The 12,410-nt window shown below is 63.0% G+C and carries 12 protein-coding genes; 1 reads left to right on the top strand and 11 read right to left on the bottom strand.

What is annotated here, in order from left to right:
* Positions 1–375: 375 nt before the first annotated feature.
* The 10 genes from ACX3OZ_RS20505 to ACX3OZ_RS20550 form a co-directional block, all read right to left on the bottom strand.
* Positions 376–1,317, bottom strand: coding sequence for a 3-hydroxyacyl-CoA dehydrogenase NAD-binding domain-containing protein (locus tag ACX3OZ_RS20505; protein WP_459093696.1), 942 nt, complete (start codon positions 1,315–1,317; stop codon positions 376–378).
* Between the two features lie 13 nt (positions 1,318–1,330).
* On the bottom strand, positions 1,331–2,407 hold the full coding sequence (locus tag ACX3OZ_RS20510; protein ID WP_459093697.1) for an ABC transporter ATP-binding protein: 1,077 nt from the start codon (positions 2,405–2,407) through the stop codon (positions 1,331–1,333).
* Between the two features lie 4 nt (positions 2,408–2,411).
* The gene (locus tag ACX3OZ_RS20515; RefSeq protein ID WP_459105460.1) at positions 2,412–3,641 is read right to left on the bottom strand and encodes an AGE family epimerase/isomerase; all 1,230 of its coding nucleotides are present in this window, start codon (positions 3,639–3,641) and stop codon (positions 2,412–2,414) included.
* The gene (locus ACX3OZ_RS20520) at positions 3,638–4,522 is read right to left on the bottom strand and encodes a carbohydrate ABC transporter permease (protein WP_459093699.1); all 885 of its coding nucleotides are present in this window, start codon (positions 4,520–4,522) and stop codon (positions 3,638–3,640) included. The genes ACX3OZ_RS20515 and ACX3OZ_RS20520 overlap by 4 nt, the downstream gene beginning before the upstream one ends.
* On the bottom strand, positions 4,519–5,406 hold the full coding sequence (locus ACX3OZ_RS20525; RefSeq protein ID WP_459093700.1) for a carbohydrate ABC transporter permease: 888 nt from the start codon (positions 5,404–5,406) through the stop codon (positions 4,519–4,521). Before ACX3OZ_RS20525 ends, ACX3OZ_RS20520 begins: the two co-directional genes overlap by 4 nt.
* A 67-nt stretch (positions 5,407–5,473) precedes the next feature.
* Complete coding sequence (locus ACX3OZ_RS20530) at positions 5,474–6,733, bottom strand: extracellular solute-binding protein (protein WP_459105461.1); 1,260 nt, start codon at positions 6,731–6,733, stop codon at positions 5,474–5,476.
* A gap of 170 nt (positions 6,734–6,903) precedes the next feature.
* Complete coding sequence (locus ACX3OZ_RS20535) at positions 6,904–8,166, bottom strand: neutral/alkaline non-lysosomal ceramidase N-terminal domain-containing protein (protein WP_459093702.1); 1,263 nt, start codon at positions 8,164–8,166, stop codon at positions 6,904–6,906.
* Positions 8,154–9,296 (bottom strand): N-acetylglucosamine-6-phosphate deacetylase, encoded by a 1,143-nt coding sequence (locus ACX3OZ_RS20540; protein WP_459105462.1) that lies wholly within the window; start codon positions 9,294–9,296, stop codon positions 8,154–8,156. The genes ACX3OZ_RS20535 and ACX3OZ_RS20540 overlap by 13 nt, the downstream gene beginning before the upstream one ends.
* Positions 9,293–10,072 (bottom strand): sugar isomerase domain-containing protein, encoded by a 780-nt coding sequence (locus ACX3OZ_RS20545; RefSeq protein ID WP_459105463.1) that lies wholly within the window; start codon positions 10,070–10,072, stop codon positions 9,293–9,295. The genes ACX3OZ_RS20540 and ACX3OZ_RS20545 overlap by 4 nt, the downstream gene beginning before the upstream one ends.
* Entirely contained in the window at positions 10,065–10,805 is a 741-nt protein-coding gene (locus ACX3OZ_RS20550; RefSeq protein ID WP_459093705.1) for a 6-phosphogluconolactonase, read from the bottom strand. Before ACX3OZ_RS20550 ends, ACX3OZ_RS20545 begins: the two co-directional genes overlap by 8 nt.
* A 237-nt stretch (positions 10,806–11,042) precedes the next feature.
* Here ACX3OZ_RS20550 and ACX3OZ_RS20555 point away from each other — a divergent pair, with 237 nt between their 5' ends.
* Positions 11,043–12,044: a LacI family DNA-binding transcriptional regulator gene (locus tag ACX3OZ_RS20555; RefSeq protein WP_459093706.1), complete on the top strand. Its 1,002-nt coding sequence runs from the start codon at positions 11,043–11,045 to the stop codon at positions 12,042–12,044.
* Between the two features lie 263 nt (positions 12,045–12,307).
* On the opposite strand, the gene ACX3OZ_RS20560 is transcribed toward ACX3OZ_RS20555, so the two are convergent.
* Positions 12,308–12,410, bottom strand: a 103-nt coding sequence (locus tag ACX3OZ_RS20560) for a transposase domain-containing protein (protein ID WP_459104487.1), incomplete at its 5' end; no start/stop codon positions are given.

A 12,410-nucleotide genomic window follows, 5' to 3' on the forward strand; every position in this document is an offset into this window, starting at 1 on the left:
TGGATCGCGGCGATAGACCCCGCGCACGGCAATGTCCGCGCTGAGCGATTGCAGCGCCAGCGCATGCGGCTTGGCGCCCATGCCGGCCCCGATCACGCCAAAAATGAACCGTCCCTGTTCGTCGCTCATCGCCGCATTCCTCCAGCACACTGCGCAGCGATCAATGCCTGATGGGGGCGAGTTTGAGAAGGGCGAACATCAGCTACCGAACGCGAAAGCTACCCTCCTTAGCCACGACGCCAAAACAGAACCAAGCTCGCCGTGAAACCACTTGGTTCCTTCGTCATGCGAGGAGAGAAAACACTCCTTAAGACTCAACCGTAAATCTGGGACACAGGTGCTGACGGACAGGCTTTGTCGGAGTGCGCAGTCAGATCAGGACAAAGGCTTGATGCTGACAAGTAGGCTTAGCAGGCCGGCATCCCGGATATCGGCCAGGGACTCCACCGTTTGAGACCCAACTTCCTTGGCAATACCTTCCACCAGGATATCTCGCGCTGCGGCGTCAAGGACCGGGGTTCCCAGATCGGCCCACCATGATGCAAAGGCCGGACCCAGGTGGTCGACGAATTGGGCCATGCCGCCTTCGCCCCCCGCCAGATGCAGGGTCATATGCGGGCCCATCAGCGCCCAGCGCAGGCCGGGGCCGGCGACGACGGCGGCGTCAATATCGGCGACGGATGCCACGCCTTCGACGGCGAGGTGCACCGCTTCGCGCCACAAAGCGGCCTGCAGTCGATTGGCGACGTGGCCGCTGACTTCCTTGCGCACATGGATGACGCGCTTGCCGAGGGCTTGGTAAAATTCCATGGCGCGGGCGATGCTGGCCGGACTGGTCCGGAGGCCACCGACCACTTCGACCAGCGGCAACAGATGCGGCGGATTGAAGGGATGGCCGACAAGGAAACGCTCGGGATGGGTCATGCCGGCCTGCATGGCGGAGGGCATGATGCCAGAGGTGGACGAGGCGATCACGGTGTCGGGCGCCAGCGCGGCCTCGATCTCGGCGAGGAGGCGCTGTTTGAGTTCGAGGCGCTCGGGAGCGTTTTCCTGCACGAAGTCGACGCCGGTTACGGCGGTGCCGATTTCGGAGTGAAAGCTCAGGCGGTGTTGGGCAATTTCAAGGTCGGGGGCCGGACCCAGCGCGCTGAGAGCCGTCCAGGCCCGTTCGACAAAGCGGCGGGTTGCCGGTTCGGCATCGGGGGACGGATCGGCGCAGTGCACAAAGAGGCCATGGGCCAGGAACAGGCTGGCCCAACTGGCGCCAATGGTGCCGGTGCCGATAACGGCAACCGTGCTGACGTCCGATTGTGCCATGGTCCAGCCCCTCTTAGTCGATGTTTTTGCCGGTCACATTATCGAACAGATGGCCGGCACCCGGCTTGAGATGCAGGGCGATCGCATCGCCCGGACCGGCACTGATGCGCTCGCGCAGCAGCGCCACGATCGACAGATTATCCACCTCGGCGATGATGTGGGTTTCCGAACCGGTCGGCTCGATCACCTTGATTGTCGCCGAGAGCTGCGCCTCGCCGGTGCCGGGAATGAGGTGTTCGGGCCGGATGCCAAAGGTCACGGCCGTGCCGTTGGCCACATTGGCCCCCAGCGCGCCCAACGGCCATTTGGCGCCGGCTTTGCTGACGAAAGTGCGGGTGCCGGCTTCGGTCTGGATCGTGCCTTCGATGAGGTTCATGGCGGGCGAGCCGATGAAGCTGGCGACAAAAGCGTTAGCGGGGTGATCGTAGAGTTCGAGCGGCTTGCCGACCTGCTCGACCACGCCGTCGCGCATGACGACGATGACATCGGCCATGGTCATGGCTTCGATCTGGTCGTGGGTCACATAGACCATGGTGGTCTTGAGGCGGGCATGCAGATCCTTGAGCTCGGCGCGCATCTGCACGCGCAGCTTGGCGTCGAGGTTCGAGAGCGGCTCGTCGAACAGGAACACCTGCGGACTGCGGACAATGGCGCGGCCCATGGCGACGCGCTGGCGCTGGCCGCCGGAGAGCTGCTTGGGGAAGCGGTTGAGATAATCCGACAGTCCCAGAATACGCGCCGCTTCGTTGACCCGCGTCTCGATCTCGGCCTTGGGGCGCTTGGCGAGGCGGAGCGAGAAGCCCATGTTTTCGGCAATCGTCATATGCGGATAGAGCGCATAATTCTGGAACACCATGGCGATGTCGCGATGCTTCGGCTCGACATCATTGATGACCTTGCCGCCGATGCGAATGGTGCCGCCGGTGATTTCTTCTAGCCCGGCGATCATGCGCAGCAAGGTAGACTTGCCACAGCCAGACGGGCCGACCAGCACGACGAAAGCGCCATCCGGCACCGACAGGGACACGTCCTTCAAGATCTTGAAGTCGGCATAGGACTTGTGGAGATTGTGGATATCGACCGATGCCATGTAACTATCCTGCTTTGAAGCTGTTGGGGCCCTGACGTTCCACCATCTCGATGGCGGCCAGCAGGCTCAGGCCGGTGTGATAGCCCGGATCAAGATCGGGCGTCGCCGGCACGTAATCGATGGGACCGTCCTCGGTGCGGCACTGGTAGGCAATGGATGCTTCCGGCCGCCAATAGCTGTCGAAGAACGTCTCGTGCGCTTTTTTCCAGACGCGCAAGGCATCGGCGCTGCCGTTTTGCTCGTAGCACAGCGCGGCGCTGCGAATGGTTTCGGGCAGAGCCCACCATGGGCAATAGGGGCTGGTCGGCTGGCGGCTGGAGGCCGAAACGACCAGACGCACGCCCGGTCCCTGAAAGCCGAGATCAAACGACGCCGTCAGGATGGTCTGCAGCACCTTGAGCAATTCCGGGTCAACATCGGCGCCCAGATAGTCGAGCGCGAAGCCGACAAATTCGATGCCGTGGCCGACATTGCAATTGTCCTGACCGCGCACATTGCGCAGCAGGCCGGTAGCCGGGTCGAAATGATTGTCGATGATGTGGCTGATGAAGCGGTCCGCAAAACCAGTCAGGTCGCGCCGCCCGATCCGGGTCAGCAGCCCGGCCGCGCTGAGCATGATCATGCGGATGCCAAAATCGTCGCCCTGCGCCGCGACCGAAGCGCGGCTGAGCGGCAGCTTTTCATCGATCTGGAAGCGGCCATCTTCGATGGCGTCGATGACGCGCTGCAAAGCCGCCAATTGCCGTGGCAGGTCCTGCGACGCATAGCGCGCCGCGCCCGCCACCAGCCCCTTGGCGGCAAAAATGTCGGAGAAGGTATAGATGTCAGCTTCCTGCTCCTGGCGCACATAGCGCGTCAGGTCGAGGAAGCGGGCCGGCACCATGTCGCGGTCGTAGCAGAAGCTGACATGACCATCGCGCTGCAGGAGGCTATCCAGCGCGGTGTAAAGCCGCTGACCGGCCTCGTCGAGACGCTGGGACAGCACCAGATCGCTCTCGGCAAAGGCCTGGGCGTGGGTGACGACCGACTCCAGCCCCCGCCCCTGAATCCAGCCATAGATATGATCCGGCCCGCGCCAGCCATCGCTGTCGGCATAATCCACCAGGGTCAGCGGATTCATCTTGGTGTTGAGATAGGCGCCGTGCAGCGGCGTCCGATCCAGCATCCAGTTGAGGGTGGCGGCGTTGGAGGCGAGGTAGCTCTGGCGCGCGGCGCTGAAGAAAGAGGCGGTCATTCCTTGAGTCCTGTACTGGCGACGCCCTGGACGAAGTTGCGCCGCAGCAGCACGAAGAGGGTCACCGACGGCACCAGCACAATGGCCGAGGCCGCGCTCAGACGCCCGAGATCGACGGTAAAGCCGGTCTGGAACAGCGCCAGGCCCACTTCGATGGTGTAGCTGGTGGTAGTGGTGGCGACGATCAGCGGCCAAGCAAAGGCGGTCCAGGCCTGGAAGAAGGCGAGCACGAACAGCGCGCCCAGCGCCCCGCGCAGCAGCGGCACCACGATGCGGATGAAAATCCAGACTTCACCCGCCCCGTCGATCCGCGCGGCTTCGAGCAGCTCGTCGGGGATGGAGTGCATGACATTCTGGCGGATCAGGAAAATGCCAAAACTCATCACCAGATAGCCCAGCAACAGGCCCCACAGGCTATTGAGAATGCCCAGCGACTGCGCCGTGAAATAGAGCGGGATCATGTAGACCTCAAACGGCACGATGGCCGTGGCGAGGATGATCGCAAAGATGGCGCTCATGGTGCGCGACGGGAACTTGGCCAGCACATAGCCGGCAATGGTCGAGGTGCACAGGATGGCCAGGGCCGACAGCACGGCGAAGGCAAAACTGTTGAAAATCCAGCGCAGCAACGGCGTATCGCCCAGCACCGCCTCGAAATTGGCAAGCGTCGGATTGGCCGGAATGATGGAGGGCGGCCAGCTGAGCATTTCCTGCGGCGTCTTGAAGGCGTTGGCCACCAACAGGATCAGCGGCAGGATCATGAACAGGCCGAACAGCAGCAAGAAGGCGTCGATGCTGAAATTGACCAGCCCACGCTTGCGGCGCAGCCGGGCGCCGGCAGCCAATTCCGTTTCGGTCTGAGGCAGAGACAGATCGCTCATCGGACCTTCCTTTCACGCAGTAGCGAGAACTGGACGAATGTCAGTATCAGCACAATGGCCAGCAGCACCACGGCTTCGGAGGCCGCATAGCCGACACGGTAATTGCGGAAACTGTTCTCGAGCATATCGAGCACCATCACCCGCACCTGACGACCGGGCGCGCCCTGCGCGTCCGAGGCCAGCACATAGACCTGGGCGTAAACGTTGAAGCCCGAGACTAGGGTGACGACGCCCACATAGAGCGAGATGGGTTTTAGCATCGGCACGGACAGGTGCCAGAAGGATTGCGGCCCGGTGGCGCCGTCGAGCTTGGCCGCCTCGAACAGCGAGGTGGGCAGGCTCTTAAAGCCGACCAGGTAGATTAGCACGGCGTAGCCCAGTGCCTGCCAGGAGCAGAGCACGATGACGCTGATGATGGAGAGCGTCGGATCGAACAGCCAGGCCTGCGGCGGAATGCCGAAGGCCGACAGAAGGGCATTGAGCGGGCCAAGCCGGGCGTCAAAAATCCATTTCCACGCCATGGCCGCCGGAACCAGCGAGACCACGTGGGGAATAAACACGGCGGTTTCATAAAAACCGGCAAAGCGGGACCGCGTGCGCTGAAAGATCAGCGCCGCAATGACCATGCCGAGCGGAATGGTGATGGCCATCACGCCAAAGGCGATGATGGAGGTGTTGATCAAGGCTTCGTGGAACAGCTTGTCGCGCGTCAGCTCGACGAAATTGGCCAGTCCGATGAAGGGCTTGTTCTTGGAGAGAATGTCCCACTTATGCACGCTGAGGCGCAGGATTTCGGCGATGGGGATGATCCGCACATAGGTGAAGATCGCCAGCACCGGCAAAATGGCGAGAAGGGAAAACAGCCAACGTTTGCGTGCGCGCATGCAGGGCTCCTACGTGAAACTTCCGGGGCTAAGGCCCCGGAAGCATGATCGTTACGATGGGATGGCGTTATTCGCCAAGCAGGCCTTCGCGCTCCAGGATGGCGTTGACGTCAGCGTCGATGCCTTCGAGGAGGGTCTTGATGGCAGCGTCGTCGCCCACCAGTTCCGGCTTGCCGAAGGCTTCCACGAGGGAGGCAGCGGCACGGGTCTGGATTTCATCGATCGGGCCAATGGCCGGAACGGTGAAGAAGGCGTAGTCGGCGGGATAGTTCACATAGGCTTCAAAGCCCGGCTTGGCGGCAACAATAGCCGAGTAGTCCAGACCCGAACGGTTGGGCAACCAGCCCACATTATCCAGCAGCCAGAGCAGGTTTTCCTGCTTCTGCGAGGCCTTGACGTATTCCCACGCCGCCGCTTCCTGATCGCCATCGGCCTTCACGTAAAGCTGGCCGGGATTGACGATGGAACCGCGCGGCAACACCGACGTGGCATAGTTCAGCTCGGGCGCCTTGGCAGCGATATCGCCGATGACCCAGGATTCACGAATGAACATGGCGGTCTGGCCACGCTCGAACGCATCCGCATCAGCCGGCATCTCGACGGTGACGCTCTTGGTTTCGAAGATGTTGTGCAGATACTGCTTGAGGGTGGCGACGCCGGCATCGGACGCCAGGTTCGAACGCCACTGGCCATTGCCGAGGTCGGTGAGCAGCTCGCCGCCATGCTGCCACATGTTGATGGCAAATTTTTCGGCAATGCCCGAACCGCCGCCGGACAGACGCATGCTCCAACCCGACACGGTCGGATTGCCATTGGCATCACGCTGGGTCAGCTTTTCGGCGAAGGAGTCGAACTCTTCCATGCTCGTGGGCGCGCCGGTCAGGCCAGCAGCGGCGAACATGTCGGTGTTGTAATAGAGCGCGCTCTGCCCACGGAACAGCGGCATGCCATAGACGGTGCCGTCATAGCTGGCGGAATCGACGAAAAATTCGCCAAAATTGGCCGGATCGCGGACGAAATCCTGTACGTCAGCCGGAGGCGTATTGAGCAGGCCGCCTTCGAGGTAGCGCGCCGCAATCGAGGTCGAAAGCTCGATGACCTGCGCCGCCTCGCCCGAGGTGACGCCGAGGGCCACGCGCTTTTCGTGCTCGCGCAGGGCGATGGCTTCCACCGTGACCTTGAGGTCCGGGAATTCGGCCTTCATGCCTTCAGCGACATGCTCATAGAACGGCGCCAGTTCAGGATAACCGCTCCAGACGCGGATTTCCTGAGCAAAGCTCGCGGCCGAGGCCGCCAACAGGCCAGCACCGAGGGCAGACGTCAGCAATGCCGCGCGGCCAATCTTAGAAAAAACCTTCGGCGCAGTTCCCTTAAGCAAGCTTGTCATAGTTCTCTTCCCCTGTTTTTGCGCGCCATGGCACGCGGATAAATTCTTGCCTGCAACCGGTTGCGTGTCAAGCTGATGATGCGCTTTCGACGAGACCGTAATGTTCCGTGTTATTTTTCTGTGGACTGGTGCAGGGCGATCAGAGCGGCAGCGGCCGCCGCCAGGCGCTCCGCCGACCCGGCGGCAAACGAGCCGCGCATGCCGATGAAACGATGAGCCTCATCAACCTCATAGCCGCCAAAGACGAATTCACTGGCGGGCGGAATATAGCCGGGCGTGCCATCGGCATAGGACAGCACAAAGGCGGTTTCGGTGCCGCAGGCAGCGCGTATGGCGAGCCCGGTTTCGGCAAAAATCTCCCCGGGCAGCGCCGCAATCGGCACCCCGCCCCAGACCAGCAGGCTGACGCGGCTGGTCCAGTTTCCGGGCGGTGCGTTTTGGTTGTCGCGGGCCCAATCGATCCAATGTTTCAGCAGGACGCGGCGTAGCGGTTCGGCGGTGGCTGCTTCGTCGCTCCAGCTGGCGATCAGGCCAGCCAGATCGCCCTCGCGCCGCTCCAGCGGCAGTTCAACCATGCGCTCGAAAGCGGCGGCCGTGTTGCCGATGGGCTGTTCGGGGGCGGCCAGCGCCGCGTCGGCAATGCGCTCGCCGAGGCGCTGCGCATTGGCAAAAGTGCGGGCATTGTTGGCGGCGAGGGTCCAGGACGCCTGGGCCGTGTGACCGATATTGACGTCGCCAGTGCAGCCATTGAGGAAGATCGCCACCGAGCCCGGGCGTTCAGCCTCGATTTTTTGCCGCAGGAAATGCGGGAAATCGGCGGTCATCAGGCGGTTATCCGCGCCCAGCACGGTGGGATGGCAGGCGTAGGACAGGATCGTCGCCAGCAGGCTGCCATCGGTCCGGCGCAGGCGCAGCACCGGCACGGCCCGGTCGAGCGGGCCATCATCGTGGCGGCGGTTGCGCGCGACATCGGGATCGGACCCCATGCCGGCGGTCAACGTCACCGGCACGGCAGTGGCCAGCGCCTGAATCAGCGCGGCGACGCAGCCATCTTCCAGCTGCTGCAGAAAGTCCGGATCGGCGGCGCCGAGGCGGTGCTCCATCGACGCAGGCGCCCCATGGGTATGGGTGGCGGCGACAATGATATTGCTGGCGGGCAGCGGGCAGCGCGCACGAATGCCGGCGCTCATGTCTTCGTGGATGCCGATGACGTCAGCCACCACAATGGCGGTGTCGCCGAGCACCACGGCGCGCACCGTCAGCGGATCATGCACGCCAGTGGCCGGCTCGGTGCGTGCGGCAAAGCCGGACAGCAACAGGCCGGGGGGCGGCGTGATATCGACGACAGCGACGCCAGCCCTTAGCGTGCCCATACCTGCGCCCCGCCCAGATAGGTTTCGTGGATGGCCAGTTTCTCGTCGCCGGACTGCCAGTCAAACAGGATCAAATCGGCGGACTCGCCCACGGCCAGCTGGCCGCGACCGCCGGCAAAGCGGCCCGGGTTAACCGTCGCCAGACCCAGCACCTGCGCCAGGCTGAGCCCGGTCATGGAGATGGTCCGCGCCACGCAATCGCCGAGCGGCAGGGCCGCGCCGGCCAGATAGGGGGTGCCCGGGGGGCCGAGGAGGCCATTGGCCCAGAGCTGCACCCGGCCACCGATGGTCTGCTGATAAATGCCGGGCTCAAGCCCGCCGGGGGCGGCCACATCCGACACCAGCAAAGCGCGATCCAGACCCTTGGCGCGCAGCATGGCGATCAAGGTGTCGGCCGGCAGATGATGGCTGTCGCCGATCAGCGTGGCGGTCAGCCGGTCATCGGCCAGCTGCGCCCAGATGGCGTTGGGATGGCGCGGCAGCAGCGCCGCAGCGCCATTGCCCAGATGGGTGGACAGCACCGCACCAGCGGCGGCGGCGGTGTGAATTTGATCGGAGGTAGCATCGGTGTGGCCGATGGCGACATGCACGCCGCGCGCAGTGGCATGGCGCACCAGCTCGATGGCCTGATCAGTGTGCGGCGACAGCGTCAGCAGCCCCACCAGATCGCCGCTGGTCTCCTGCCAGCGTTCGAATTCGGCAATATCGGCCTCGCGGACATGGGCCGCCGGATGAGCCCCGCGCGCGCCGTCATTGATCGAGATGAACGGGCCTTCGACATGCACCGAGGGGATGGCCTTGGCGATGCGCAGATCGCTGTCGCGCGCCGCACGGATGGCACGCAAACCATTGGTAATACTGACCTCGGACGCTGTCACCAGCGTCGGCAGATAGGTCGTGGTGCCCAGCGAAAACATCAGTTCGGTGAGCGCCACAACGCGCTCAGGCGTCAATGTGCCGTCATTGAGATCAAAGGTCGCGTAGCCATTGATCTGCAGATCAATCAGGCCAGCCGACACATACTGCGTGCCGGCATAATCGGCCGGCTCGATGGCGGTGATAAGGCCATCAGCAAAACTGATGGCCTGACCGGTGCCGGTGTGCGGATCGCGTCCAATAATCGACTTCATAGCTTGCGCACCCGGCCGACGAAATTGGCGATGAAATCGGCATTGGCCTCATCCCCGCCGGGGGCATTGCCGCTGCGCCAGACAGGCGGCTCGATACCGCGTTCGACCAGCTTGGCGACAGCGCGAATGACCAGATTGTTCAGCGCAAAAGCGTTGGCAAAAGTGGACACCGCGCCGATCTTTTCGCGCATGCCCGGGACGTTCACTATGGCATCGCCAATCGGCACCTTGCAGTCGATGGCGATATCGACCAGATCCTGCAAATTCTGCTTGGTCGGGTGACGCGCCGGGTGCTCCTTGGCCGACTGATTGGCGTGGTTGTGCGAATTGACGCCAATGATGAACACGCCGCGCCGCTTGGCTTCCAGCGCCGAGTCGATCAGAGCAGCATTGATGCCGTAAGCATTGACCAAAATGAGCAGATCATCCGGCCCGAGGCGCTGATCGTTGATCACCACCTTGCCATAGCCAGGGGTCCGCTCGATGGCCATGGAGCGCAGAGCCCCGCCGGACAGCAGCGTGCCTTCATCGAGAATGGCGCTGACATGCATCAGCCCGCCGGCCCGGAAGAAAATCTCCTGCGAAGCCAGATTGGAGTGGCCGCCCGGACCATAGACATGCACCAGCCGGTCGGCGGCAATCTGATCGGCGACGCGCGCGGCGGCGCGATCAAGCGGATCGCGCTCTTCGATCAGAATGCGCTGCATCAGCGCGGTCACATCATTGAAATAGCCCTGGCACAGGGCATCGGCGTCGATCTTGGCAGGATCAGACATTGGGGTCGGACTCCGGGTCGAGATAGAGGGTGCAATTGTCGAGCTGGCGCAGGATAGAAGCCGGACATGCCGTGGTCAGCGGGCCTTCGAGCGCCGCGCGAACCGCATTAAGCTTCACCCGGCTCGGCACCATGCAGAACAGCTTTCCGGCCCGCAGCAGGCGCGGAATGGTCAGAGTAATCGCCCGCAGCGGCACATCGGCCAGCGTATCGAAGCAGTCGTCATCGACTTGCTGCTGGCGGCAGACTTCGTCGAGCACCACCACTTTGACATCAAGCGGATCATTGAAATCGGCGACCGGGGGATCGTTGAAGGCGATGTGGCCATTGACCCCGATGCCGAGCTGGATCACGTCGATCGGGGCCTCATTGAGCAGTGCCGCATAGTCGCGCGCCGTGGCGTCCCCATCAGGGCCGGGCAGCATGCGATGCACCGCCGCAAAGGGCACCAAATCAAACATATAGCGGCCCAGCCAATTGCCGAAGCGTGCCGGCGAATCAGGCGGCAGTCCGATATATTCGTCCATGTGGAAGGCGACCACACGGCTCCAGTCGACGCCGGGCGCGGCAACCAGCGCCGCCAGCACGTCACTCTGGCTCGGTGCGGCGGCAAACACCATGCGGACGCTGTCCTGCACGGCCAACCGCGCGCGCAGCTCGGACGCAATCTCCTCAGCTGCCACGGCGCCCATCAGCTGGCGGGTGGGAAAGCTCTTGACCAGGAGTTTGTCCACCCGTCGCTCGTGCGGTTGCGATCGAGACAAAATACCCGTTTCCATGCAGCAAATCTCCCAGCGTGCAAGCATGCCGTCGCCACCCATAATGCGGAGGCGCCAGCGATATTTGGACTATTATATGCAACCGGTTGCACGTCAAGAGGGCTTAAAGGCGGTTTGAGCGTGACCGGGCGACAAAAACCGCCAATATGGTGGCCAGATGAAATCGAGCCGCGAATCGCGGGGACAGGCGACATGATGCAGGACAAGGGCCAGGCCGGGCCGCCGACCATGGACGATGTGGCCAAGGCCGCAGGCGTCTCCAAGTCCACGGTATCGCGCGCCTTCAGCCAGCCCAAAATGCTGGGCGCCAAGACCGTCAGCCGTATTCTCGAGATCGCCAACAGTGTTGGCTATGTGCCCAATCACACAGCGCGCGCGCTCAGCACCGGGCGCTATGGCAACGTCGCGCTGATCGTGCCGGATGTGACCAACCCTTTCTTTCCGCCGCTGATCCGGGCCGCGCAAATGGCGGCCGACCGCGCCGATCTGTGCCTGTTCCTGGGCAATTCGGACGAAAGCTGGCGGCAGGAAGACAGGCTGATCGACCGCTTCGGGGGGCAGGTTGATGGTGTGCTGCTGGTGGCGTCGCGGCTCAGCGAGGGGTGCATTCGCGGCCACGCCGCGCGGCGTCCCCTGGTATTGATTAACCGCGACGTGCGCGGCATTCCGCGCGTGCTCATCGATAGTGGGCAAGGCGTTGGCGAAGCCATCGCCCATCTGGCAGCCTTGGGTCACACAAAAATTGTCTATGTCAGCGGCCCGGCCTCGTCATGGTCCAACCAGCAGCGCCGCAACGCCGTCCGCGTCGGCGCGCGGCAGTATCATCTACAGGTGGAGGTGGTGGCCGCGCGCGTCCCCAGCTACGAAAGCGGCCGCGCCGTGGTGCCCGACATTCTGGCCACCGGCGCTACGGCTGCAGTCGCCTTTGACGACGTGACGGCCCATGGCATCATGACCGGCATGGCCGACGCCGGCGTGTCCGTGCCGGGCAGTTTTTCTGTGATCGGCTGCGACGATGTTCTGAGCGCCGCCACCTATCCGTCGCTTACCACAGTTTCAACGCGTTCCGAGGAGGCCGGTCAGGCTGCTATGTCGCTATTGCTCGACGTATTAGCCTCGCGAGCCGTGGGGGACGCTCGCATCGCCCTTGAAACCCACCTGTTCGTTCGCGGCACCACCGCCGCTCCCGCCTGATGCGGCGGCCTTGCTTCAAATCAGAAGCCCGCTGCTGGCGATTTTCCTGACTGGGTGGCACTTGATCAGATGTTTTATCGCAGGTGCGATCTTGGGTTGGCTAGCTACTATGAAATAGCACGTAGTTTGCACGTCGATCAGCCCACTAAGCCATTGTAATCTCAATTGTGGATGAGGTTACATGCTAGGGTCTAAAGCCGATTAATTCATCGAAACGATTGTTGCGTGGGCCGCGATTGAACGTAAGCGGTTAGCCGGAGCCGTTACCGGCTGAAGTTCCATGGCATGAGGTCGGCGATCTGGCTGTTTGGCCAGCCGCCTGCGATACGGTCAAGCGTTTGAGTGAGCCAGGCGTGCGGGTCGACG

The organism is Devosia sp. A369 (assembly GCF_054489345.1).

Coding starts and splice junctions, on each gene's coding strand:
- ACX3OZ_RS20510 (WP_459093697.1), bottom strand. CDS start 2,407: ATGGCATCGGTCGATATCCACAATCTCCACAAGTCCTATGCCGACTTC.
- ACX3OZ_RS20505 (WP_459093696.1), bottom strand. CDS start 1,317: ATGGCACAATCGGACGTCAGCACGGTTGCCGTTATCGGCACCGGCACC.
- ACX3OZ_RS20520 (WP_459093699.1), bottom strand. CDS start 4,522: ATGAGCGATCTGTCTCTGCCTCAGACCGAAACGGAATTGGCTGCCGGC.
- ACX3OZ_RS20515 (WP_459105460.1), bottom strand. CDS start 3,641: ATGACCGCCTCTTTCTTCAGCGCCGCGCGCCAGAGCTACCTCGCCTCC.
- ACX3OZ_RS20525 (WP_459093700.1), bottom strand. CDS start 5,406: ATGCGCGCACGCAAACGTTGGCTGTTTTCCCTTCTCGCCATTTTGCCG.
- ACX3OZ_RS20540 (WP_459105462.1), bottom strand. CDS start 9,296: ATGAAGTCGATTATTGGACGCGATCCGCACACCGGCACCGGTCAGGCC.
- ACX3OZ_RS20545 (WP_459105463.1), bottom strand. CDS start 10,072: ATGTCTGATCCTGCCAAGATCGACGCCGATGCCCTGTGCCAGGGCTAT.
- ACX3OZ_RS20555 (WP_459093706.1), top strand. CDS start 11,043: ATGATGCAGGACAAGGGCCAGGCCGGGCCGCCGACCATGGACGATGTG.
- ACX3OZ_RS20535 (WP_459093702.1), bottom strand. CDS start 8,166: ATGGGCACGCTAAGGGCTGGCGTCGCTGTCGTCGATATCACGCCGCCC.